The sequence below is a fragment of the Paenibacillus sp. FSL K6-2393 genome (assembly GCF_038002545.1).
In the GTDB taxonomy this organism is placed as follows: domain Bacteria; phylum Bacillota; class Bacilli; order Paenibacillales; family Paenibacillaceae; genus Paenibacillus.
Map to the genome: position 1 here is coordinate 808,569 of NZ_JBBOCU010000001.1, position 23,745 is coordinate 832,313.

General features: G+C 46.3%; 23 protein-coding genes and 1 other annotated feature. All 23 genes read left to right on the plus strand.

Annotated elements, in window-relative coordinates:
- The first annotated feature begins 61 nt into the window (after window positions 1-61).
- Window positions 62-757 carry a 2-C-methyl-D-erythritol 4-phosphate cytidylyltransferase gene (gene ispD, locus MHI14_RS03370; protein ID WP_091039159.1) on the plus strand — a complete coding sequence of 232 codons (696 nt, stop codon included), beginning with the start codon at window positions 62-64 and terminating at the stop codon, window positions 755-757.
- Complete coding sequence (gene ispF, locus MHI14_RS03375) at window positions 754-1,230, plus strand: 2-C-methyl-D-erythritol 2,4-cyclodiphosphate synthase (RefSeq protein WP_017692052.1); 477 nt, start codon at window positions 754-756, stop codon at window positions 1,228-1,230. Before ispD ends, ispF begins: the two co-directional genes overlap by 4 nt.
- A 33-nt stretch (window positions 1,231-1,263) precedes the next feature.
- A complete protein-coding gene (gene gltX / locus MHI14_RS03380; protein WP_341129894.1) occupies window positions 1,264-2,721 on the plus strand; it encodes a glutamate--tRNA ligase in 1,458 nt (485 codons plus the stop codon).
- Between the two features lie 538 nt (window positions 2,722-3,259).
- Window positions 3,260-3,919: a serine O-acetyltransferase gene (gene cysE, locus MHI14_RS03385; RefSeq protein ID WP_341129895.1), complete on the plus strand. Its 660-nt coding sequence runs from the start codon at window positions 3,260-3,262 to the stop codon at window positions 3,917-3,919.
- A 42-nt stretch (window positions 3,920-3,961) separates the two neighbouring features.
- A complete protein-coding gene (gene cysS, locus MHI14_RS03390) occupies window positions 3,962-5,362 on the plus strand; it encodes a cysteine--tRNA ligase (protein ID WP_091020524.1) in 1,401 nt (466 codons plus the stop codon).
- The gene (locus MHI14_RS03395; RefSeq protein ID WP_076334124.1) at window positions 5,359-5,838 is read left to right on the plus strand and encodes a Mini-ribonuclease 3; all 480 of its coding nucleotides are present in this window, start codon (window positions 5,359-5,361) and stop codon (window positions 5,836-5,838) included. Before cysS ends, MHI14_RS03395 begins: the two co-directional genes overlap by 4 nt.
- 43 nt (window positions 5,839-5,881) lie before the next feature.
- Window positions 5,882-6,628, plus strand: coding sequence for a 23S rRNA (guanosine(2251)-2'-O)-methyltransferase RlmB (gene rlmB / locus MHI14_RS03400; protein ID WP_017692057.1), 747 nt, complete (start codon window positions 5,882-5,884; stop codon window positions 6,626-6,628).
- A gap of 5 nt (window positions 6,629-6,633) precedes the next feature.
- Window positions 6,634-7,155, plus strand: coding sequence for an NYN domain-containing protein (locus MHI14_RS03405; RefSeq protein WP_036607162.1), 522 nt, complete (start codon window positions 6,634-6,636; stop codon window positions 7,153-7,155).
- A gap of 171 nt (window positions 7,156-7,326) precedes the next feature.
- Window positions 7,327-7,971, plus strand: a complete 645-nt coding sequence (gene sigH / locus MHI14_RS03410) for an RNA polymerase sporulation sigma factor SigH (protein ID WP_017692059.1) — start codon at window positions 7,327-7,329, stop codon at window positions 7,969-7,971.
- Between the two features lie 304 nt (window positions 7,972-8,275).
- Window positions 8,276-8,425 (plus strand): 50S ribosomal protein L33, encoded by a 150-nt coding sequence (rpmG, locus tag MHI14_RS03415; protein WP_072735843.1) that lies wholly within the window; start codon window positions 8,276-8,278, stop codon window positions 8,423-8,425.
- A 17-nt stretch (window positions 8,426-8,442) separates the two neighbouring features.
- Window positions 8,443-8,634, plus strand: a complete 192-nt coding sequence (gene secE, locus MHI14_RS03420; protein WP_017692060.1) for a preprotein translocase subunit SecE — start codon at window positions 8,443-8,445, stop codon at window positions 8,632-8,634.
- A gap of 21 nt (window positions 8,635-8,655) precedes the next feature.
- Window positions 8,656-9,189: a transcription termination/antitermination protein NusG gene (nusG, locus tag MHI14_RS03425; RefSeq protein ID WP_024633599.1), complete on the plus strand. Its 534-nt coding sequence runs from the start codon at window positions 8,656-8,658 to the stop codon at window positions 9,187-9,189.
- Between the two features lie 68 nt (window positions 9,190-9,257).
- The gene (gene rplK, locus MHI14_RS03430) at window positions 9,258-9,683 is read left to right on the plus strand and encodes a 50S ribosomal protein L11 (protein ID WP_017692062.1); all 426 of its coding nucleotides are present in this window, start codon (window positions 9,258-9,260) and stop codon (window positions 9,681-9,683) included.
- 94 nt (window positions 9,684-9,777) lie between these two features.
- Window positions 9,778-10,470 carry a 50S ribosomal protein L1 gene (gene rplA / locus MHI14_RS03435; RefSeq protein ID WP_017692063.1) on the plus strand — a complete coding sequence of 231 codons (693 nt, stop codon included), beginning with the start codon at window positions 9,778-9,780 and terminating at the stop codon, window positions 10,468-10,470.
- A 68-nt stretch (window positions 10,471-10,538) separates the two neighbouring features.
- Window positions 10,539-10,685: a sequence feature (ribosomal protein L10 leader region), on the plus strand.
- Between the two features lie 24 nt (window positions 10,686-10,709).
- Window positions 10,710-11,213 carry a 50S ribosomal protein L10 gene (gene rplJ / locus MHI14_RS03440; protein WP_062836175.1) on the plus strand — a complete coding sequence of 168 codons (504 nt, stop codon included), beginning with the start codon at window positions 10,710-10,712 and terminating at the stop codon, window positions 11,211-11,213.
- Between the two features lie 72 nt (window positions 11,214-11,285).
- Entirely contained in the window at window positions 11,286-11,645 is a 360-nt protein-coding gene (rplL, locus tag MHI14_RS03445; protein ID WP_062836176.1) for a 50S ribosomal protein L7/L12, read from the plus strand.
- Window positions 11,646-11,741: 96 nt separating this feature from the next.
- Window positions 11,742-12,362 carry a class I SAM-dependent methyltransferase gene (locus MHI14_RS03450; RefSeq protein ID WP_341129896.1) on the plus strand — a complete coding sequence of 207 codons (621 nt, stop codon included), beginning with the start codon at window positions 11,742-11,744 and terminating at the stop codon, window positions 12,360-12,362.
- 394 nt (window positions 12,363-12,756) lie between these two features.
- A complete protein-coding gene (gene rpoB, locus MHI14_RS03455) occupies window positions 12,757-16,302 on the plus strand; it encodes a DNA-directed RNA polymerase subunit beta (RefSeq protein WP_091039164.1) in 3,546 nt (1,181 codons plus the stop codon).
- Window positions 16,303-16,415: 113 nt separating this feature from the next.
- The gene (rpoC, locus tag MHI14_RS03460) at window positions 16,416-20,030 is read left to right on the plus strand and encodes a DNA-directed RNA polymerase subunit beta' (RefSeq protein WP_091039166.1); all 3,615 of its coding nucleotides are present in this window, start codon (window positions 16,416-16,418) and stop codon (window positions 20,028-20,030) included.
- Window positions 20,031-20,235: 205 nt separating this feature from the next.
- On the plus strand, window positions 20,236-20,484 hold the full coding sequence (locus MHI14_RS03465; protein WP_047841123.1) for a ribosomal L7Ae/L30e/S12e/Gadd45 family protein: 249 nt from the start codon (window positions 20,236-20,238) through the stop codon (window positions 20,482-20,484).
- A gap of 153 nt (window positions 20,485-20,637) precedes the next feature.
- Window positions 20,638-21,060, plus strand: a complete 423-nt coding sequence (rpsL, locus tag MHI14_RS03470; protein ID WP_017692070.1) for a 30S ribosomal protein S12 — start codon at window positions 20,638-20,640, stop codon at window positions 21,058-21,060.
- An 87-nt stretch (window positions 21,061-21,147) separates the two neighbouring features.
- Window positions 21,148-21,618 (plus strand): 30S ribosomal protein S7, encoded by a 471-nt coding sequence (rpsG, locus tag MHI14_RS03475; RefSeq protein ID WP_018753997.1) that lies wholly within the window; start codon window positions 21,148-21,150, stop codon window positions 21,616-21,618.
- Window positions 21,619-21,666: 48 nt separating this feature from the next.
- Window positions 21,667-23,745, plus strand: coding sequence for an elongation factor G (gene fusA, locus MHI14_RS03480; protein ID WP_091039168.1), 2,079 nt, complete (start codon window positions 21,667-21,669; stop codon window positions 23,743-23,745).

The window sequence follows — 23,745 nt, forward strand, 5'->3', positions numbered from 1 at the left end:
TCGTTGAATGATATTGTATATCTTTGGACGATAAACTGACAGACAAGGCAGGGATTGCGGCATGGATAAAGGGTGGGGCGTTGTCATTGTGGCAGCAGGTCGCGGAACCCGGATGGGGACGACCGAGAGTAAACAGTTTCTGTTGCTGCAGGACAAGCCCGTTTTCATACATACGCTTGAGGTATTTGCTGCGCTGGACGAGATCCGCGAGATGGTGCTGGTCACAGGAGCCGCAGATGTTGAACGCTGCCAGGATTGGGTAAAAGAATACCAACTGGATTCACGTGTCCGTGTTATCCCCGGAGGGAAAGAGAGACAACATTCTGTCCATAAAGGCCTTGAGGCACTTGGGACGGATTGGGTTCTCGTTCACGACGGGGTACGTCCTTTTGTGAACCATGAGCAGATCAAGGGATGCATGGCGGCCGCCATATCCGGTGGTGGAGCAGCTGTACTGGCGGTTCCCGTGAAGGATACGATCAAACAAGTGAATGCGGAAGGAGTCGTTACGGCGACGCCAGACCGCAGCAGTCTGTGGAGCATTCAAACCCCGCAGGCTTTTCGTCTTTCCTCCCTGCTCTCCGCCTACGAATCAGCCGAGCAGGACGGATTTCTGGGGACAGATGACGCCATGCTGGCTGAACGTCAGGGAATGTCGGTCAAGGTTGTGGAAGGCAATTATACTAATATCAAATTAACAACGCCGGAAGATTTGCAATACGCTGCGTTTTTGCTGGGGGGAGAGAAGAAGCGATGATACGTGTAGGACAGGGATTTGATGTACATCAGCTGGTAGAGGGACGCCCGTGTATTATTGGCGGAGTAACGATTCCTTATGAAAAAGGACTGCTGGGTCACTCGGACGCAGACGTGCTGTTACACGCGATTAGTGATGCCATTTTGGGTGCGCTGGCACTTGGAGATATTGGCAAGCACTTCCCGGATACCGATCCGGAATTCAAAGATGCCGACAGCCTGAAATTGCTGGAGCATGTATGGCAGCTTGTGAAGGATCGCGGGTATAAGCTAGGGAATATCGACTCAACGATTATTGCCCAAAAGCCGAAGATGGCTCCTTACATTCCACAGATGGCTGAGGTTATTGCCAAAGCACTCGAAGCGGATGTAACACAGGTGAACGTGAAAGCAACAACGACAGAGCAACTGGGATTCCCGGGACGGGGAGAGGGCATTGCCGCTCAATCCGTTGTTTGCCTTGTACGTGTGTGATATCATCAATCAATTAGTGACGGAGGGGATCATATGAGCACGGAAATTCGTGTGCGTTACGCGCCGAGCCCAACGGGACACCTGCATATCGGGAATGCCCGTACGGCGTTGTTTAACTATTTATATGCCAAACATAATAACGGTAAATTCATTATTCGTATTGAAGATACAGACGTGAAACGAAATATTGCGGGTGGTGAAGAAAGCCAACTGAAATACCTGAAATGGCTCGGAATCGAGTGGGACGAAAGTATTGACGTGGGCGGAGAATACGGACCATACCGTCAAACGGAACGTCTGGACCTCTATCGTAAATATACGCAGGAATTGCTGGATAAAGGTCTGGCTTACCGTTGCTTCTGCACGGAAGAAGAATTGGAGCAAGAGCGCGAGGAACAGTCAGCACGTGGAGAAACACCGCGTTATTCTGGCAAACACCGTGACCTGACTCCAGAGCAAATTAGTGCGTTTGAAGCTGAAGGCCGCGTAGCGAGTATTCGTTTCCGTGTGCCGGAAGAGCGCACATATACGTTTGATGACATGGTTAAAGGTACAATCTCGTTCAACAGCAAGGAATCCGGTGACTTCGTCATTGTGAAAAAAGACGGCATTCCCACATACAACTATGCCGTTGCTGTGGATGATCACTTGATGAAGATCTCCCACGTCCTGCGTGGGGAAGATCACATCTCAAACACGCCGCGTCAACTGATGATCTATGAAGCGCTTGGCTGGGAGCCACCGCAATTCGGTCATATGACGCTGATCGTGAATGAAAATCACAAGAAGCTGAGTAAACGGGATGAATCCGTCATTCAGTTTATTGAGCAGTATGATCAGCTCGGCTATTTGCCTGAAGCGATGTTTAACTTCATTTCCCTGCTTGGCTGGTCGCCGGAAGGGGAGGAAGAAATCTTCTCGCAAGAGCAGCTGATCTCCATTTTTGATACGAAACGTCTGTCCAAGAGCCCGGCGGTATTTGATACCCACAAGCTGGCTCACTTGAACAACCACTATATCAAACACGCTGATCCGGAACGTATTGCCGAAATGGCCATTCCGCATCTGCAAAAGGCTGGACGTATTTCTTCCGAGCTGTCTGCTGAACAAAAAGAATGGGCTTATACTCTGGTACACCTGTACCAGGAGCAAATGAATTCTGCCTCCGATATTATCGAATTGTCGGAAGTATTCTTCCGTTCCAATCTAGAGCTTGAAAGTGAAGGAGAAGCAGTGCTTGCGGAGGAGCAGGTGCCAACCGTACTGAAGGCATTTGCGGATAAAGTACAGGCGAGCGAAGAGTTTACTCCAAGCAAAATGGCTGCATTGATCAAGGAAGTACAGAAAGAAACCGGCTTTAAAGGCAAACAGCTCTTTATGCCAATTCGTGTAGCCTTGACTGGACAGACGCATGGACGGGATCTGAACCAAACGATCGTGCTTCTGGGTCGTGATACGGTGATCGAACGTTTGCTTGCGCAAGTAAAATAATCTTAGTCGAGGACATTCCGTTTATTTGGAATCTGAACACAGTCCTATGATGTATGGATTACGTAGGAGGCTGTTGTCAGTCTGAAGCCTTTTCGCTATAATAACAACACAACGAATAATTGAAATGATTTATCTAATAGAACAGCAAAGATCGGGAGGAGTAGACTGACCCGGACAGATTCAGAGAGGATGGTCCCGCAGCAAAGAAAGATTTCTTTGGTTGCGGTGGCTGTGAACCATCCACTGTCCATCAGTCGAAATGCGCCCGTGAGCTGCACAGCCGAATCCAGCCCCGCCTTTGTCGATCATGACATAGGAAAACGTTAGGATAGGTTGTGACGATTGGTTTCCGTTACCAAACCGCTTGAGGGCTTATTCTATTTAAGAATGAACCGAGCAGAGTGGGACCGCGATAAACGCCTCTGCAGCTAAATGCTGCAGGGGCGTTTTTTTGTTTAGGCGAGTGTGCAGTACACTACCAAGGAACGCGCCGTCCGGTAAGCCGGAGGACGGGAACCTGAACAAGAGGGGAACGAGCATGTTCAAGAAGATCAGATCAGATATCCAGGTGGTGTTTGAAAACGATCCGGCGGCCCGAGGTTGGTTTGAGGTGGTATTTACCTACTCAGGGCTGCATGCGATATGGGCACACCGGATCGCTCATTTTTTATACAAGCGAAGATGGTTCTCGGTTGCCAGGTTCATTTCGCAAGTTAGTCGATTTATGACAGGAATCGAGATACATCCTGGAGCTACGATCGGAAATCGGTTGTTTATTGACCATGGAATGGGCGTCGTTATTGGAGAAACATGTGAGATTGGCGACGATGTTGTTATCTACCAGGGGGTTACTCTTGGCGGAACAGGGAAAGAAAAAGGAAAGAGACATCCGACCATTGGTAATAATGTGGTTATCTCATCCGGAGCCAAGGTGCTGGGTTCATTTAGCGTGGGGGATCAGTGTAACATTGGTGCGAACTCCGTTGTGCTTAAGGAGGTCCCTTCCAATAGTACCGTGGTAGGTATACCGGGCAGAATTGTTAAACAGGATGGCCGACGGGTAGATCGCCTCAGTCAGCAATTGCCCGATCCGGTCGTTGACTCCTTGCGCGGTATGCAAAAAGAACTCGAACGATTGCAGGAAGAAGTACGTACACTGCAAAATGCCCGTGAAAATGAGACTGTGCGTGATACGTGATACAATAAATAAAGGCAGTATAGGATGAAAGGATAAGTGACCATGACGCTTCAGATTTATAATACGATGAGTCGTACCAAAGAGGAATTTGTTCCCCAAGAGCCAGGGAAAGTAAAAATGTATGTCTGCGGACCAACGGTATATGACTACATTCATATCGGGAATGCACGCCCGGTTATCTTTTTCGACACGGTTCGTGGATACCTGGAACAGACAGGACATGATGTGAACTATGTGGTGAACTTCACGGATGTGGACGATAAGCTGATTCGCAAAGCAGAACAACTTGGAACAGACGTTCCTCACGTGGCTGAGAAATTTATTGCTGCCTATTATGAAGACCTTGAGGGATTGGGTATTCCCAAGGCGAGCAGTAATCCGAGAGTAACGGAAAACATGCCGCTGATCATTGATTTTATCCGTGAGCTCGTTGAAAAAGGATTTGCGTATGAAAATGGCGGTGACGTCTATTATCGTACAGGCAAATTCAGCGAATATGGCAAACTTTCGAAACAAAACCTGCAGGAGCTGCAGTTCGGAATCCGTGTGGGTGTAGACGAGCGCAAAGAGCATCCCGAAGATTTTGTGCTCTGGAAGGCTGCCAAACCAGGTGAGATCTATTGGTCCAGTCCTTGGGGCGATGGTCGACCAGGCTGGCATATTGAATGCTCCGCCATGGCTCGGGAGTACCTTGGGGATACACTGGACATTCACGGGGGTGGACAGGATTTGCAGTTCCCGCACCATGAGTGCGAATGCGCCCAATCCGAGGTATTAACAGGTAAACCACTTGCGAACTACTGGATGCATAATGGATTCATCCGGATTGATAACGAGAAGATGTCAAAATCACTCGGTAATGGTGTTCTTGTTAAAGACTTGCGGAATCAATATAAACGCGAAGCGATTCGTTATTTCATGTTGTCTACCCACTATCGCAACCCATTGAACTTCACGGATGATACGATGGAGCAGGCACAGAACAGTGTGGACCGGATTGCGAATGCGGTAGGTAACCTGAACCATCGTCTGAATGCAGTAACTGTTGATCAGGATATCACAGCAGAGTTTGCGGCAAGACTCGACCAAATTCGTCAACAATATCACGAGAAGATGCAGGATGATTTCAATACTCCTGATGCAATTACTGCGATGTTTGAGTGGGCAGGGGAAGCCAACCAACTGTTGCAGCAAGAAGTAGTTAATGCGGCAGACATTCGCGCGCTCCTCGAATTGTTCAGTGAATTGAATGCTGTACTGCGCATTTATACTGACGCAGAGCCAGAACTTCTGGATGAGGAAGTAGAACGTCTGATTGAAGAGCGTGTAGAAGCACGCAAGTCCAAAAACTGGGCAAGAGCGGATGAAATTCGCGATGAATTGTCTGCACGTGGCATTCTGCTTGAAGATACAGCGCAGGGCATGAGATGGCGGCGCAAATGAGCGAAGGACATCCAAATACACCAAAACAACAGGAGCAGGTCACAGAGGGAGGATGGTTCCCATATCCTCCTTCCAGACCTGCGAGGTTGATTCCACCTATTGCACTGGCCTATATTGGTGATGCGGTTTATGAGGTAGCTGTTCGTCAATATCTGTTGTCGAAAGCCAACATGCGTCCCAATCATTTGCACCGTAGTGCAACAGGGCTGGTATCAGCGAAGGCACAGAGCCGCATACTTACAACGATTGAGGCTGAACTGACAGAGGAAGAACGGGATATCGTCCGGCAAGGGCGGAATGCCAAGTCGGGTAGTGTACCCAAAAATGCAGATGTGTTGGAGTACAGACATGCCACGGCTTTTGAATGTCTCATTGGTTACCTCTACAGTAGTGGTCATCATGATCGCATGATTGAACTGATCGGGCATGGCATTGAGCACGCGGAACAACAATCGCCATCACCAACAAAAAAATAGAAATTTCAACAAAACAACGCATTACAGAGAGGATCGAACAACGATGGAAGAAGAATGGATCGCCGGTAAACACTCCGTGACGGAGGCGCTGCGTTCAGGCCGGACCATTAATAAAATATGGATTGCCGATACAGCACAGAAACATCTGACTCAACCTATTATCTCAGAAGCTAAAAAACTAGGTATTGTCATTCAACACGTGGACAAGCGTAAGCTGGATCAAACGGTACCAGGCATTCAGCATCAGGGGGTAGTTGCACAAGCTGCACCTTACGCTTATGTTGAGGTAGAAGACATTCTTGCCGCAGCAAAAGCGAAGAATGAGCATCCTTTCCTGATTCTGCTGGATGAGATTGAAGATCCTCATAACCTGGGGTCAATTTTGCGGACAGCAGATTGCACGGGTGCACATGGCGTTATTGTACCCAAACGTCGTTCGGCAGCAGTAACCGTGACGGTATCCAAAACGTCAGCAGGCGCCGTGGAGTACGTGCCAGTGGCTCGTGTAAGTAATCTTGGTCAGACCATCGATCGCCTCAAAGAGGAAGGTGTATGGGTTGTAGGGACAGATGTCACGGCTCATGAAGGTGTCTTTGGTAATGGAGTCTTTACTGGTCCTGTGGCATTGGTAATCGGAAATGAGAACAAGGGAATGGGACGACTTATTCGCGAGAAATGCGACGTGCTGATCAAATTACCGATGCAAGGTCAGATTAATTCCCTGAATGCTTCCGTGGCAGCGGGTGTTGTCATGTATGAAGTGCTCCGCTCGCGTCAAGCGCAGGAATAGAAGGTATGGCTGATTCCCGTGATGTGCTTCTTGTAGACGGGTACAACATGATTGGTGACTGGCCGGAATTAACCAAACTGGCGGAAAGTGGGCTCGAAGAGGCGCGTAACAGGCTGCTCTTTCGTCTTGCAGACTACCAGGCTTTCTCCGGCCGTCGGGTCATTGTTGTGTTTGACGCCTACCTCGTGCCTGGACTCGGTAAATCCTTTACTCAGAGCAAAGTGCAGATCTATTTTACAAAGGAAAAAGAGACGGCAGACGAATGCATTGAGAGACTCGTTCGGGAACTAAGCATGCGAAGACGCCAAATCTATGTGGCTACGAGCGATATGGTAGAGCAACATGTCATTTTTGGACAAGGAGCGCTGCGTGTATCTGCAAGGGAATTGCTAATTGAAGTTGAGCAGAACGAAAAAGAATTAAAAAAACGACTGGAAGAAGATCAGGCGAAGACCACGCGTAACACACTTGGGGGCAAGTTGAGTCCGGATGTATTAAAAGAGTTTGAGCGATGGCGCCGGGAATAACAGTGCGTTTTTACAAAATTTAGAATATTGAAACTCTTGACATTTATGTTATTGATGTTCTTTTTTAGGCAGAGCGTGGTTGACGGTGTGAGGTACCATCATATATACTGATCCTATATTTCATAGAGTAGAGTAACGGGGTACCTTGCGTTGCAGCCGGAGGGATTGTCTGTGAGTGTCGACCTCAAAGATATCATGTTATCCAAGTATGATTACCAAAGTGACGAAGACATTGTCGAAGCTTTCCGTGAAGGCGAAAGCGAAGCGTTAGAGTTTCTAATTAACAAATATCGTAACTTTGTACGCGCCAAGGCAAGATCTTATTTTCTGATTGGGGCAGACCGGGAAGATATTATTCAAGAAGGAATGATTGGCCTCTACAAATCCATTCGAGATTTCAAAGGGGACAAGCTGGCTTCGTTCAAGGCTTTTGCCGAACTGTGTATTACAAGACAGATCATCACGGCGATTAAGACAGCAACACGTCAGAAGCATATTCCGCTTAATTCTTATGTATCTCTGGACAAGCCTATTTATGACGAAGAGTCTGATCGTACGTTACTCGATGTGATTTGTGGAACCCAGGTCAGTGATCCGGAAGAACTTATCATCAATCAGGAAGAGTTTGTGGGCCTGGAAGATAAAATGTCCGAGATTCTGAGTGATCTGGAACGTAAAGTATTGATGTTGTATCTGGACGGGAGATCTTATCAAGAGATTGCAGTAGATTTGGACAGACATGTGAAGTCCATTGATAATGCACTTCAGCGCGTCAAGCGCAAACTTGAAAAGTACCTGGAAGTTCGAGATAATTAAACACATGTTGTCGTTGACGGAAAAGGCTCGGTGTTTGAGTCTTTTTTTAGTGTCTCAAGTTTATAAAATCTAAGAATGTTCATACTAGTAATCGCTCGGTCCATGCAGGAGAAGAGAAAAACAGAGATGAGAAACGAATGTACATTGTACGGAAGTAATACCCAATGAATGAAAGGCTATTCTTTCATTGACACGGTTATACCCTTGTGATAAAGTGTTTTAGGTAGGCCTAAATTTATGGCTTTTTTTCAGGATCAATTTAGAGACTCTGCTTGAATGTGGAAGTCTTCGGGAGGTGTACATCATGCGGGTAATTATTACTTTGGCTTGTACTAACTGCAAACAAAGAAATTACACTACGACAAAAAACAAGCGTAATCACCCCGACCGCATGGAGATGAAGAAATTTTGCAAGTTTTGTAACGAGCAGACTTCTCATCGCGAAACCAGATAGTTTTTGGAGGTGTCGGCGTGAAACGAAGTTTCAAATCTCTGATTTCCTTTTTCTCAGAAAGCTGGGCTGAACTTAAAAAAGTTCGCTGGCCTAATCGTAAAGAGCTGACCAACTACACATTGATCGTACTTGGTACTGTTGTGGTTATGACGCTGTTTTTTTGGGTCATTGACATTGGCATCTCCTTTGTGATCGAAGCGATTATTTAAGAAGGGTTCCGGTGGCTTGATATGGAAAAAAGATGGTACGTCGTTCATACCTATTCAGGGTATGAGAACAAGGTCAAAGCCAATTTGGAAAAACGCGTAGAGTCTATGGGCATGGAAGACAAGATATTCCGCGTTCTTGTTCCTATGGAAGAAGAAGTGGTAAACAAGGACGGTAAGAAAAAAACCGTTATGCGTAAAGTTTACCCTGGTTATGTCTTGGTGGAAATGGTACAGACGGATGATTCTTGGTATGTTGTTCGCAACACACCAGGTGTTACAGGATTTGTCGGTTCGACAGGTTCTGGGTCCAAACCAACTGCATTGTTGCCTGAAGAAGTGGAACAAATTCTGAAGCACATGGGTATGGTTGAACCTAAGCCGAAAATTGAGTTCGATATTAAGGAATCCGTACGTATTAAAGTCGGCCCTTTTGCGAATTTTGTAGGCTCCGTGGAAGAAATTTTGGTAGACAAAAGCAAGTTGAAAGTGCACGTGAACATGTTTGGACGGGAAACACCGCTTGAGTTGGAATACACGCAAGTGGAGAAGATATAGTCTCTTCAAGTTTCTTGTGGGAGGGTTGAAAAACCCGTTAACCACTATTTTGCAAGGAGGTGTCAATCATGGCGAAAAAAGTTATTAAAATGGTAAAACTGCAGATTCCAGCAGGTAAAGCAAACCCAGCACCACCAGTAGGTCCAGCTTTGGGTCAAGCAGGTGTCAACATCATGGCATTCTGTAAAGAATTCAACGCTCGTACAGCTGATCAAGCGGGATTGATTATTCCAGTTGAAATTTCTGTATTCGAGGACCGTTCCTTTACTTTCATCACTAAAACTCCACCAGCAGCAGTTCTGTTGAAAGTGGCAGCTAAAGTTGAAAAAGGATCCGGCGAACCGAACAAGAAAAAAGTTGCTACTGTTAAACGTGATGCGGTACGTCAAATCGCAGAAACAAAAATGCCTGACCTGAATGCAGCAGACGTTGAGTCCGCTATGCGTATGGTCGAAGGTACTGCCCGCAGCATGGGTATCACCATCGAAGACTAATTTTCATAAGAAACATGGCTTCGTAAAACCGGTCGATTCGCGACCGGTTGATGTGGGAGGTATATCCGCTAACACCACAAAGGAGGAATAAAACATGGCTAAACACGGTAAAAAATACCTGGAAGCTGCTAAGCTGATTGACAGCGAAGCAACTTACGAGCCTTCAGAAGCTGTAGAGCTTGTGAAAAAGGCAGCTACTGCAAAATTTGATGAAACAATCGAAGCAGCAGTTCGTTTGGGCGTAGACCCTCGTAAGCAAGACCAGGCTGTACGTGGTGTTGTTGTCTTGCCACACGGCACAGGTAAAACACAACGCGTATTGGTATTTGCAAAAGGTGACAAAGCGAAAGAAGCGGAAGCGGCTGGCGCGGACTATGTTGGTGATGCAGACATGATCAACAAAATCCAACAAGGCTGGTTCGAATTCGACGTCTGCGTAGCGACACCAGATATGATGAGTGAAGTAGGTAAATTGGGCCGACTGCTCGGCGGTAAAGGTCTGATGCCTAACCCTAAAGCCGGAACGGTAACTTTCGATGTAACTAAGGCTGTTCAAGAAATTAAAGCCGGTAAAATCGAATATCGTCTGGATCGTGCAGGTCAAATTCATGCACCGATTGGTAAAGCTTCTTTCTCTTCTGAGCAACTTAATGAGAACTTCAAAGCTCTCATGGAAGCTCTGAATCGTGCTAAACCAGCGGCAGCAAAAGGTGTTTATCTGAAGAATGTTAGTCTTTCTTCCACGATGGGCCCTGGCGCACGCGTGAACGCAGCAGCTTTTAGATAATATCTCTTGACAGGCTTGTCCTGTTTTTGATAAGATATAAAAGTTGTGAGTCCGAGTGACTGACCGTTGACATTTGAATATGCTTGCCGTAGACAGTAGGTGCCATTTGGCTTAATTTCCTGCCGAGGTGTGATTATAGAACTTAGAACGATGCAAATCGATGATGAGTATATATCAAGCCTTCGTGATTCTACGGAGGCTTTTCTTAATGGGATAAATTTGATCAGGAGGTGTACAGATTGGCAAACGCAAAAGTGATTCAAGCAAAACAAGAGTCCGTTGATGCAGTAACAGCAAAATTGCGCGAGAGCGTTACAACTGTTGTTGTTGACTATCGCGGATTGAACGTTGCCCAAGTAACTGAGTTGCGTAAGCAACTTCGTGAAGCAGGGATCGAATTCCAAGTGCTGAAAAACTCGTTGCTTCGCCGTGCAGCTGCAGCAGCAGAACTGACAGAACTCGATAGTGTTCTTACAGGTCCTACTGCAATTGCATTCAGCGTAGATGACGTTGTGGCTCCAGCTAAAATTCTGAACGACTTCGCGAAAAAGAACGATGCACTGGAATTGAAAGGTGCAGTTGTAGAAGGTCGCGTAATCGGAGTACAAGAAGTTAAAGCATTGGCAGAACTGCCATCCCGCGATGGTCTCCTCTCCATGCTCCTCAGCGTGCTTCAAGCGCCAGTGCGCAACTTCGCGCTTGCGGTTAAAGCAGTTGCGGAAAAAGAAGAACAAGGCGCGTAAGCAACTTGATCTGAATGCTGCTTAAGTGGCAAATGAATTAAAAAAAATAATATTATATATGGAGGTTCACTCATGAGTAAAGAGCAAATCTTGGAAGCAATCAAAGGCATGACTGTACTGGAATTGAACGATCTTGTTAAAGCAATCGAAGAAGAATTCGGCGTAACTGCTGCAGCTCCAGTAGCTGCTGCAGGTGCAGTAGCTTCTGCTGAAGCTGAGCAATCCGAGTTCGACGTAATCTTGACTAACGCTGGTGCTTCCAAAATCAACGTTATCAAAGCAGTTCGCGAAATCACAGGTCTTGGCCTGAAAGAAGCAAAAGAACTGGTTGACAACGCTCCAAAAGCATTGAAAGAAAAAGTTGCTAAAGAAGAAGCAGAAGCGGTTAAAGCTAAGCTTGAAGAAGCTGGCGCTACAATCGAAGTTAAATAATTTAGCTTTTATAAGCTAGATGAACAAAACAACAAACCCCTTGACTTATATCAAGGGGTTTGTTGCTGTAATTGTAAATGGAAAGTGAGTGAGGGCATGTCCAATCATTATTATTCGGACAAACCGCAAGTAGCGCATGATCGCAGAGCAACTGAAGCGGTTCTTCGCGGATTCAGTCTGCGATTCGTGACGGACGCCGGTGTGTTTTCCAAAAACGGAATCGATTATGGCAGCAGAGTATTGATTGATGCGATAGAGTTGCCATCAGGGGCTCGTGTTCTCGATGTGGGCTGTGGATACGGGCCAATGGGTCTTACAGCAGCCAAACTTGTGCCGGATGGGCATGTCACCATGATCGATATCAACGAGAGAGCCGTTGAACTTTCCAGGGAAAATGCAAAAGCGAACGGAATTAACAATGTTACGGTATTACAAAGTAATCTACTGGCTGAAGTAAAAAAGCAAGATTTTGACGTTATCCTAACCAATCCGCCTATACGGGCTGGGAAAGAGACGGTTCATACTATTTTCGAACAGGCACATCGCCATCTGAAGGTAGGCGGTTCGTTGTGGATTGTCATTCAGAAGAAACAAGGAGCCCCATCAGCGAAAGCGAAATTGGAATCTTTGTTTGGAAGAGTGGAAGAAGTGACGAAGGATAAAGGCTATCGGATTTTCAAAGCGGTGAAATCGGAAGAGGTATCTACTAAAAGCTGAATCCGAGTTTGTAAAGTAAGCAGGGGATCATTTTTTTTGCAATAGGACTATTGACTTGAAATTCAGGTCGTGGTATAGTTGTAAAATGTCAGTATTAAGATGCCCTACTTGGCTTTAGCTAACTAAAAATGTCAACCTTTTTTTACGCCGAACGGGCTTATTATGCCTTCGTTTGGCGTATAATATGTACATTTTGGGCAAACTGGGGATAAGAATGATTTGGAAAGACATCCGCCGATCAAAGTTGCTCTTTTTTCGAACGACATTTCGAGTAAGGGCTTTTCTTTATTTGTGGATGCATTGCTTTGCTCTGTATGTGTACCATTATAAGGTTACAAACAGAGGTTCGCAACGAAATTTTTAAAGTGAGTAGACATTGAGGGGTGAGTTTAAGTTGGCAGGACATCTTGTTCAATATGGTCGACGCACTCGGCGCAGTTATGCACGAATTAACGAGATACTCGAAGTTCCGAACCTGATTGAAATCCAGCAAAAATCCTATGATTGGTTTTTGGAGGAAGGGTTGCGCGAAATGTTCCAGGATATCTCGCCGATCCAGGATTTTACAGGTAACTTGATTTTGGAATTTATCGATTACAGTCTCGGTGAACCGAAGTATACAGTAGACGACGCGAAAGAGCGTGACGTTACTTATGCAGCACCGCTTCGGGTCAAAGTCCGGCTCATTAATAAGGAAACCGGCGAAGTCAAAGAGCAGGAAGTATTCATGGGAGATTTCCCGCTGATGACCAACACGGGCACATTTATTATTAATGGTGCGGAACGGGTTATTGTCAGCCAGTTGGTTCGCTCTCCTAGCGTTTACTTCAGTACCAAAGTAGATAAAAACGCCAAAAAAACGTATACCGCTACAGTTATTCCTAACCGCGGCGCTTGGTTGGAACTGGAGATGGACGCGAAGGATGTTGTTTACGTCCGGATCGACCGTACGCGTAAAATACCGGTTACGGTTCTCTTGCGTTCACTTGGTTTTGGCACAGATGCTGAGATTCTGGATCTGCTCGGTAATGACGAATATATCCGCAACACACTGGACAAAGACAACACGGATTCCACGGAGAAAGCACTCATTGAGATCTATGAGCGTCTTCGTCCGGGCGAGCCTCCAACGCTGGATAATGCGAAAAGCTTGCTCGTAGCACGTTTCTTTGATCCAAAACGTTATGACCTGGCTAATGTAGGTCGTTACAAAATGAATAAAAAACTTCACATCAAAAACCGTTTGTTTAACCAACGCTTGGCTGAGTCACTTGTAGACGCTGAGACAGGTGAAATCATTGCTGAAGCAGGTCAAATGGTTGATCGTCGTTTGTTGGATGAAATCATGCCGTATCTGGAGAAGAGCGTTGGATTCCGCACGTATCACGTGGGTAACGGCGTTTTGGATGCCAATGATATCCCTATGCAAACGATTGATGTGTTCTCACCAACTGAAGATGGTAAAGTGGTCAAACTGATTGCCAATGCAAACATTGACAAGTCCGTTAAAAACGTGACACCGGCGGATATCATTTCGTCCATCAGTTATTTCCTTAACCTTCTGCAGGGAATTGGTAGCACGGATGATATCGATCATCTGGGTAACCGTCGTTTGCGTTCGGTGGGTGAACTTCTGCAGAACCAGTTCCGTATTGGTTTGTCCCGTATGGAGCGTGTGGTTCGTGAGAGAATGTCCATTCAGGATGCTAACGTAATTACACCACAGGCTTTGATTAACATACGTCCTGTTATTGCATCGATTAAAGAGTTCTTTGGTAGCTCTCAGTTGTCACAGTTTATGGATCAAACGAACCCTCTGGGTGAGTTGACACATAAACGTCGTTTGTCCGCACTCGGACCCGGTGGTTTGACGCGTGAGCGCGCAGGTATGGAAGTGCGTGACGTCCATCCATCCCACTATGGCCGTATGTGTCCAATCGAGACTCCAGAGGGACCAAACATCGGTTTGATCAACTCCTTGTCTACGTTCGCCCGTGTGAATGAATATGGCTTCATTGAAGCTCCATATCGTTGGGTTGATCCGAAGACAGGTATTGTAACAGAACAAATTGATTACCTGACAGCGGACGAAGAGGACAACTATGTTATCGCGCAAGCGAATGCGAAGTTGAACGAAGACGGTACATTTGAAGAAGAAGCGATCATTGTACGTTACAACAAACAGTCGGATAACATCCTTACGATGCCGAGTGAGCGAGTTGACTACATGGACGTATCTCCTAAACAGGTTGTATCCGTCGCTACAGCGCTGATCCCGTTCCTTGAGAACGATGACTCCAACCGTGCACTCATGGGATCAAACATGCAGCGGCAGGCGGTTCCACTCTTGATTCCTAAAGCACCACTTGTAGGAACAGGTATGGAGCACAAAGCTGCAAAAGATTCTGGTGTATGTATTGTCTCCGATTATGACGGAATTATTGAACGTTCTTCTGCGAACGAAATTTGGCTCCGTCGTGTTGAAGAAGTGGACGGTCAGGAAGTTAAAGGCGATATCGTTAAATATAAATTACACAAATTTATGCGTTCGAACCAAGGAACATGCATTAACCAGCGTCCGATTGTCAAAAGAGGTGCTGCTGTCAAAGCTGGCGATATCCTCGCTGATGGTCCTTCAACGGAAATGGGTGAATTGGCTCTGGGACGTAACGTTGTTGTTGCCTTCATGACTTGGGAAGGTTACAACTACGAGGATGCGATCTTGCTCAGTGAAAAACTCGTTAAGGAAGATGTATACACATCCATCCATATCGAGGAATATGAGTCAGAAGCGCGTGATACCAAGCTCGGACCTGAAGAGATTACACGTGACATCCCTAACGTTGGGGAAGAAGCGTTGCGTAACTTGGATGAGCGCGGTATTATCCGCATCGGTGCTGAGATTAGCGCTGGAGACATTCTGGTTGGTAAAGTAACACCTAAGGGTGTAACAGAGCTGACTGCAGAAGAACGTCTCTTGCATGCGATCTTTGGTGAGAAAGCACGTGAAGTACGTGATACTTCCTTGCGTGTACCACATGGTACCGACGGTATCGTAGTAGACGTGAAAGTATTTACCCGTGAAAACGGTGATGAGCTGCCTCCAGGTGTTAACCAACTCGTTCGTGTATATATCGCTCAAAAACGGAAAATTTCCGAGGGTGATAAAATGGCCGGACGTCACGGTAACAAAGGGGTCGTGGCCCGCATCTTGCCGGAAGAAGATATGCCTTTCCTGCCAGACGGTACACCGGTTCAGATCGTTCTTAACCCACTGGGCGTACCTTCCCGGATGAATATCGGTCAAGTACTTGAGGTTCACTTGGGTATGGCGGCGATGCAACTGGGTATTCACGTAGCAACTCCTGTATTCGACGGAGCGAAGGAGTATGACGTCTTCGATACGATGGAAGAAGCAGGTATGCAACGTAATGGTAAAACTGTCCTGTATGATGGTCGTACAGGGGAAGAGTTTGAACGTGAAGTTACCGTAGGTGTCATGCACATGATCAAATTGGCACACATGGTTGATGATAAAATCCATGCCCGTTCCACGGGTCCTTACTCACTTGTTACGCAACAGCCATTGGGTGGTAAAGCCCAATTTGGTGGACAGCGTTTCGGGGAGATGGAAGTATGGGCGCTTGAGGCATACGGTGCAGCTTATACACTGCAAGAAATCTTGACTGTTAAATCCGATGATGTTGTTGGTCGGGTTAAAACGTATGAATCCATTGTCAAAGGTGAGAATGTTCCGGAACCAGGCGTTCCTGAATCATTCAAAGTATTGATCAAAGAGCTGCAAAGCTTGGGTATGGACGTTAAGATTTTGAGCGAAGATGAGCAAGAGATTGAAATGAGAGAAATGGACGATGAAGATGACGCTGCGAGCGATAAGCTCAGCCTCAACCTTGAGGGTACAGAGGTCGGAGCGGAATAAACCGCTTCGAGCGCATGATGACCGGCGTTTTTCATCAGGCTCGCGTCTTGCTCCGGCTTCGGCCGGAGTGGGCGTAACCTAGAATACAGGAATTGGTTAAGGAGGGTTGCTCCTTGTTGGACGTCAACAATTTCGAATACATGAAGATCGGGCTTGCTTCCCCAGAGAAAATTCGTTCTTGGTCCCGCGGAGAAGTGAAAAAACCGGAAACGATCAACTATCGTACGTTGAAACCGGAAAAAGAAGGGCTGTTCTGCGAAAAGATTTTTGGCCCTACAAAAGACTGGGAATGTCATTGCGGTAAATACAAACGCGTCCGTTATAAAGGCGTTGTCTGTGATCGTTGTGGCGTTGAAGTAACACGTGCGAAAGTACGCCGCGAACGGATGGGCCATATTGAGCTCGCTGCTCCGGTATCGCATATCTGGTACTTCAAAGGTATTCCGAGCCGTATGGGTCTTGCGCTGGATATGTCTCCAAGATCACTCGAAGAGATTATTTATTTTGCATCATATGTTGTAACTGATCCAGGAGAAACTCCACTGGAGAAAAAACAGCTGTTGTCCGAGAAAGAATACCGCAGCTACCGTGAAAAATACGGCTATGGTTTCCAGGCTGGCATGGGCGCAGAAGCGGTTAAAAAATTGCTTCAAGACCTTGACATAGACAAAGAGCTCGAGTTCCTGAAAGAAGAGCTCCGGACTGCGCAAGGACAACGTCGTAATCGTGCAATCAAACGTCTGGAAGTTATCGAAGCATTCCGTAACTCCGGCAACAAGCCAGAGTGGATGATCATGGATGTACTTCCTGTTATCCCACCGGAACTTCGTCCAATGGTACAGTTGGATGGCGGACGTTTTGCAACGTCTGACCTGAATGACTTGTATCGCCGTGTAATCAACCGGAACAACCGTCTGAAACGTCTGCTTGATCTGGGCGCGCCAGATATTATCGTGCAAAATGAAAAACGGATGTTGCAGGAAGCTGTTGACGCATTGATCGATAATGGTCGTCGTGGACGCCCGGTAACGGGTCCTGGTAACCGTCCATTGAAATCTCTCAGCCACATGCTGAAAGGTAAACAAGGACGTTTCCGTCAGAACTTGCTCGGTAAACGGGTTGACTATTCTGGTCGTTCCGTTATCGTTGTTGGACCTTACCTGAAAATGTATCAGTGTGGTCTGCCAAAAGATATGGCACTTGAATTGTTCAAGCCTTTTGTTATGAAAGAGCTTGTTAATAAAGGGCTTGCCCACAACATCAAGAGCGCGAAACGTAAAGTTGAGCGTGTAAGTCCTGAAGTATGGGATGTTCTTGAAGAAGTAATCAAGGAGCATCCGGTTCTGTTGAACCGTGCCCCTACGCTTCACAGACTCGGTATTCAAGCATTTGAACCGATTCTCGTTGAAGGTAAAGCAATTCGTCTTCACCCGCTCGTATGTACGGCATACAATGCCGACTTTGACGGTGACCAAATGGCCGTGCACGTTCCGTTGTCCGCTGAAGCTCAAGCGGAAGCACGTATCCTGATGCTTGCATCTGGTAACATTTTGAACCCGAAAGACGGTAAACCGGTTGTTACTCCTTCCCAGGATATGGTGCTTGGTTCTTATTACCTCACTATGGACAACAAGGAAGAAAAGGGCACAGGTATGATCTTGCGTACAGTTAACGAAGCTGTATCGGCATACCAACGTGGTACTGCTGGTCTGCATGCGCGTGTAGCTATTCCGGTTAAGGCGCTTGGTAAAACAAGCTTCACGGAAGAACAGCAAGAAGGAATGTTGCTGACAACTATCGGTAAAATTATCTTTAATGAAATTTTCCCGGCAAGCTTCCCGTATATCAATGATGCGACTCGTGCTAACCTATACCAAGGTACTGCAGATCACTCATTTGTATATGAAAAAGGTGCTGATCTCAGAGAAGCTATTATGAATGCTCCTCTGGCTGGCGGTGTCGGTAAAGAATACCTCGGCTCCATCATTGCACGTTGTTTTGAAATTTATCACACAACGGAAACAGCCGTTATTTTGGATAAAATCAAACAACTTGGATTCACATACTCTACACGTGCCGGTATTACGGTTGCGGTATCTGATGTTATCGTTCCGCCTGAGAAGTTTGAAATTCTTAGACAGTCTGAGGAAAAAGCACAAATCGTTACGAATCAGTACCGTCGTGGTCTGATTACGAATGAAGAGCGCTATGACCGTATCATTGATATCTGGTCAAAATCCAAAGATGACATCACTGAGATTCTGATGAAGTCCATGGATCGTTACAACTCGATCATGATGATGGTAGACTCCAAAGCACGGGGTAACAAATCGCAAATCACCCAATTGGGCGGTATGCGTGGTCTGATGGCCAACCCATCCGGTCGTATTATCGAACTCCCAATCAAATCGAACTTCCGTGAAGGTCTGACGGTACTCGAGTACTTTATCTCCACTCACGGAGCGCGTAAAGGTTTGGCGGATACAGCCCTACGTACAGCCGATTCAGGTTACCTGACTCGTCGTCTCGTAGACGTAGCCCAAGACGTAATCGTGCGTGACGATGATTGTGGTACAGATAAAGGCTTTACGGTAAGTCGTATCCAGGATGGTAAAGAGGTTATTGAAGATCTCTACGACCGTATTGAAGGCAGATACTGCTTCGAGACAGTTCGTCATCCGGAAACAAAAGAAATCATTGCAGGTCGTAATGAATTGATTGACTCCGATAAAGCAGAAGCGATCATCAAAGCGGGAATCACCAAATTGCAAATCCGCTCCGTACTCAGCTGCCGTGCAAGTCACGGTGTCTGCAAGAAGTGTTATGGTCGTAACCTTGCGACAGGTAAACACGTGGAGATTGGTGAAGCAGTTGGTATTATTGCAGCACAATCCATTGGTGAGCCAGGAACACAGCTTACAATGCGTACGTTCCACACCGGCGGTGTAGCCGGAGACGATATTACGCAAGGTTTGCCGCGTATCCAAGAGTTGTTTGAAGCTCGTAATCCTAAGGGTCAAGCAACGATCAGTGAGATTGATGGTGTGGTAAAAGAGATTCGCGAAGCGAAAGATCGTCGTGAAATCGAAATTCAAGGTGAAGCGGAGTCCAAAGTATACTCTGTTACCTACGGTTCCCGTGTGCGCGTAAGCGAAGGCATGGAAATTGAAGCTGGTGACGAGTTGACAGACGGTTCCATTGATCCAAAAGAAATGCTGCGCATTAAAGGCGTACGTGGCGTACAAAACTACATTTTGCAGGAAGTACAGCGCGTATACCGTAACCAAGGCGTAGAAATCAATGACAAACACGTTGAAGTTATGATCCGTCAAATGCTGCGTAAAATCCGCATCGTAGATGCAGGTGATACAACGCTGTTGCCAGGATCGTTCGTTGATACGCATGAGTACGAAAGAGCTAACAAAATTGCGATTCTTAGTGATAAAGAGCCAGCGGTTGCTAAACCAATCCTGCTCGGTATTACGAAAGCATCCCTGGAAACAGACTCCTTCCTCTCGGCGGCTTCGTTCCAAGAAACTACACGTGTACTGACAGATGCAGCGATCAAAGGTAAAGTCGATCAGTTGCTAGGTCTGAAGGAAAATGTAATCATCGGTAAATTGATTCCTGCAGGTACAGGTATGCACCGTTACCGCAGCATCAAATTTGCTGAGCCAGAAGATGGTCAATCTTCAGTAGAAGAACTTGAGCCAGTTTCGGTTGATTAAATAGATTCCTCCTCATTTAGAGGAGAATGAAAGTTTTGTACTTCAGGAGGCGGACGCTTGTATAATGCAGGCGGACGAATCCTGATGTGCGTAAACTTTTAAAAAATGTTTTAGGATTAGCATTGACAATGCTTGCGCTAGATGCTAATATATCAAAGGTGCGTGGGCAGCTGATTGTACATGGTTCTATTCGGAGGAATGCACAATGTCTAATGAAAAAGCCTTGCAAGATGCTCATGTCAAAATAGGTACCAAACAGACCATGCGGATGGTGCAGACAGGTATGGCTTCTGAAGTCTATGTCGCAGAAGATAGTGATCCGCAGCTCACTTCCAAAATCATTGCTTTGTGTGAACAACACAATGTGAAGTACACGAAAGTGGATACAATGAAAAATCTCGGCAAAGCTTGCGGGATTGGAGTGGGAGCAGCTATGGCTGCTGTCGTAAAATGATAGTGTAAGGAACGTTTTTGTCCGAGAACTTTTAGGGATTCTCTAAGGCAAAAACTTTTCATTTGTCTTTTTATGAACCGCCTGGGTCTGTGGACTTAGCGAAAAGAGGTTTATAAAGAAACATGAATATTTGAGGAAGGGGGTGGCAATCACATGCCAACTATTAATCAACTGGTTCGTAAAGGACGTCAAGCAAAAGTTGAGAAGTCAAAATCTCCAGCTTTGCAAAAAGGATTCAACGCTTTGAAACGTGAATCTACTAACATCAGTGCCCCACAAAAACGTGGTGTCTGCACTCGTGTAGGTACAATGACTCCACGTAAACCAAACTCTGCACTTCGTAAGTATGCTCGTGTTCGTTTGACGAACCGTCTCGAGGTAACTGCTTATATCCCGGGAATCGGACATAACCTTCAAGAGCACAGTGTGGTACTGATCCGCGGAGGTAAAGTTAAAGACCTTGCAGGAGTTCGTTATCACATCGTTCGTGGAGCTCTCGATACTGCAGGCGTAAACAACCGTATGCAAGCTCGTTCGAAATACGGTGCAAAACGTCCAAAAGCTAAAAAAGCCTAAACCATTATAAGCAGAGAACCTGAAAGCCTTCTGGCTTAGGTCTGGAAGGTACAGGGTCTGCTGAACAAGAAAGAAAGGGGGATATCCATGCCACGCAAAGGTCCAGTTACGAAAAGAGACGTGTTGCCAGATCCGGTATACAACAGCAAGTTGGTTACTCGTTTGATCAATCGCATCATGCTCGACGGAAAACGCGGTGTTGCTCAAAGCATTCTGTATAATGCGTTCAAGTTGATTCAAGAACGTACGGGTAATGACCCGATGGAAGTATTTGAAGCAGCAATCAAGAATATCATGCCAGTCCTGGAAGTTAAAGCTCGCCGTGTCGGCGGTGCCAACTACCAAGTACCAATCGAGGTAAAACCAGAGAGACGTACTGCTCTGGGACTACGTTGGCTCGTGAACTACTCCCGCAACCGCGGTGAGAAAACAATGGAAGAGCGTTTGGCGGCTGAGATCATCGACGCTTCCAACAACACAGGCGCTTCCGTTAAAAAACGTGAAGATACGCACAAAATGGCTGAAGCGAACAAAGCGTTTGCTCACTACCGTTGGTAGGATTCAGTTCACAATAAAAAACTTCAATTTTGAAGGGAGACCCATTTCATGGCTAGAGAGTTCTCCTTGAAAAATACACGTAATATCGGGATCATGGCTCATATTGATGCGGGTAAAACCACGACAACTGAGCGGATCTTGTTCTACACAGGACGTACGCATAAAATCGGTGAAGTACACGAAGGCGCTGCGACAATGGACTGGATGGAACAGGAACAGGAGCGCGGAATTACGATTACTTCCGCTGCAACTACCGCTGCTTGGAAAGGCCACCGCGTTAATATTATTGATACCCCGGGACACGTTGACTTCACTGTTGAAGTTGAACGTTCCCTTCGTGTATTGGACGGAGCAGTTGGTGTATTCAGTGCGAAAGAAGGCGTTGAGCCTCAGTCCGAAACCGTATGGAGACAGGCTGACAAGTACGGCGTACCTCGTATCGCATATGTAAACAAAATGGATATCATCGGTGCTGACTTCCTGAACGTTGTATCTGACATGCGTGATCGCCTTCAAGCGAACGCTGTTGCGATTCAACTTCCAATCGGCGCTGAAAATGATTTCAAAGGTATCATCGATATCGTTGCACAAAGAGCTCATATGTACAAAGATGATCTCGGACAAGATATCGAAGAAACCGACATTCCTGCAGAATTTGCAGATCAAGTTGAAGAACTTCGCAACGAGTTGATTGAGCGCGTTGCTGAACTGGATGAAGACTTGACAATGAAATACCTGGAAGGCGAAGAAATCACAATTGATGAGATCAAAGCCGTACTCCGTAAAGGTGTTGTAGATGTTAAGATCTTCCCAGTTATCTGTGGATCCTCATACCGTAACAAAGGTGTTCAACTGATGTTGGATGCTGTTATCGACTACTTGCCAGCTCCAACAGATGTACCATCAATCACTGGTCATCTTGAAGATGGAACTGAAGCAGTTCGTAAGTCCTCTGATGAAGAGCCATTCTCCGCATTGGCATTCAAAATCATGACTGACCCTTACGTTGGTAAATTGACATTCTTCCGCGTATACTCCGGTGTTCTTCAATCCGGATCATATGTATTGAATGCCACTAAAAACAAACGTGAGCGTATCGGTCGTATCCTTCAAATGCACGCGAACAGCCGTCAAGAGATCACTGAAGTTTACTCCGGTGATATTGCAGCTGCCGTAGGTTTGAAAGATACGGGTACAGGTGATACACTATGTGATGAGAAAAATCCGGTTATCCTGGAGTCAATGAACTTCCCTGATCCGGTTATCGAAATCGCCGTTGAACCTAAAACCAAAGCTGACCAAGATAAAATGGGTGTTGCTCTCGGTAAGTTGACTGAAGAGGATCCAACTCTTCGTGCTCATACTGACGAAGAAACAGGTCAAACAATCTTGGCAGGTATGGGTGAGCTTCACCTTGATATCATCATCGACCGTATGCGTCGTGAGTTCAAGGTTGAAACTACTGTGGGTAAACCACAAGTAGCTTACCGTGAAACATTCCGTGCTCCAGCGCGCGTTGAAGGTAAATTCGTACGTCAATCCGGTGGTCGTGGTCAATACGGTCACGTATGGGTTGAATTCGAACCTCTCGAGCCGGGTACAGGCAGCCAGTTCGAAAGTAAGGTTGTCGGTGGTTCCGTTCCAAGAGAATACATTCAACCTGCACTGTCAGGGATTGAAGAGCAAATGAAAAACGGCGTTATTGCAGGCTTCCCGCTTGTTGACGTTAAGGCTACAATCGTAGACGGATCTTACCATGATGTCGATTCCAACGAGATGGCATTTAAAATTGCCGGATCTATGGCGCTTAAAGCGGCTAAAGACAAGTGTAAACCAGTTCTGCTTGAGCCTATCATGAAAGTAGAAGTAACTGTTCCAGAAGAGTACATGGGTGACGTAATGGGTATGTTGAACTCCCGTCGTGGCCGCATCGAAGGTATGGATTCCCGTAGTGGAGCTCAAATCATCCGTGCTAAGGTACCTTTGTCTGAAATGTTTGGTTACTCTACAACTCTTCGTTCCGGTACTCAAGGACGCGGCGTATTCTCCATGGAACTCTCTCATTATGAAGAAGTTCCTAAGAGCATCGCTGAAGAAATCGTTGCTAAAACAAAAGGCACCGAGTAG

Coding starts and splice junctions, on each gene's coding strand:
- ispD (WP_091039159.1), top strand. CDS start 62: ATGGATAAAGGGTGGGGCGTTGTCATTGTGGCAGCAGGTCGCGGAACC.
- ispF (WP_017692052.1), top strand. CDS start 754: ATGATACGTGTAGGACAGGGATTTGATGTACATCAGCTGGTAGAGGGA.
- gltX (WP_341129894.1), top strand. CDS start 1,264: ATGAGCACGGAAATTCGTGTGCGTTACGCGCCGAGCCCAACGGGACAC.
- cysE (WP_341129895.1), top strand. CDS start 3,260: ATGTTCAAGAAGATCAGATCAGATATCCAGGTGGTGTTTGAAAACGAT.
- cysS (WP_091020524.1), top strand. CDS start 3,962: ATGACGCTTCAGATTTATAATACGATGAGTCGTACCAAAGAGGAATTT.
- MHI14_RS03395 (WP_076334124.1), top strand. CDS start 5,359: ATGAGCGAAGGACATCCAAATACACCAAAACAACAGGAGCAGGTCACA.
- rlmB (WP_017692057.1), top strand. CDS start 5,882: ATGGAAGAAGAATGGATCGCCGGTAAACACTCCGTGACGGAGGCGCTG.
- MHI14_RS03405 (WP_036607162.1), top strand. CDS start 6,634: ATGGCTGATTCCCGTGATGTGCTTCTTGTAGACGGGTACAACATGATT.
- rpmG (WP_072735843.1), top strand. CDS start 8,276: ATGCGGGTAATTATTACTTTGGCTTGTACTAACTGCAAACAAAGAAAT.
- nusG (WP_024633599.1), top strand. CDS start 8,656: ATGGAAAAAAGATGGTACGTCGTTCATACCTATTCAGGGTATGAGAAC.
- rplK (WP_017692062.1), top strand. CDS start 9,258: ATGGCGAAAAAAGTTATTAAAATGGTAAAACTGCAGATTCCAGCAGGT.
- rplA (WP_017692063.1), top strand. CDS start 9,778: ATGGCTAAACACGGTAAAAAATACCTGGAAGCTGCTAAGCTGATTGAC.
- rplL (WP_062836176.1), top strand. CDS start 11,286: ATGAGTAAAGAGCAAATCTTGGAAGCAATCAAAGGCATGACTGTACTG.
- MHI14_RS03450 (WP_341129896.1), top strand. CDS start 11,742: ATGTCCAATCATTATTATTCGGACAAACCGCAAGTAGCGCATGATCGC.
- MHI14_RS03465 (WP_047841123.1), top strand. CDS start 20,236: ATGTCTAATGAAAAAGCCTTGCAAGATGCTCATGTCAAAATAGGTACC.
- rpsL (WP_017692070.1), top strand. CDS start 20,638: ATGCCAACTATTAATCAACTGGTTCGTAAAGGACGTCAAGCAAAAGTT.
- rpsG (WP_018753997.1), top strand. CDS start 21,148: ATGCCACGCAAAGGTCCAGTTACGAAAAGAGACGTGTTGCCAGATCCG.
- fusA (WP_091039168.1), top strand. CDS start 21,667: ATGGCTAGAGAGTTCTCCTTGAAAAATACACGTAATATCGGGATCATG.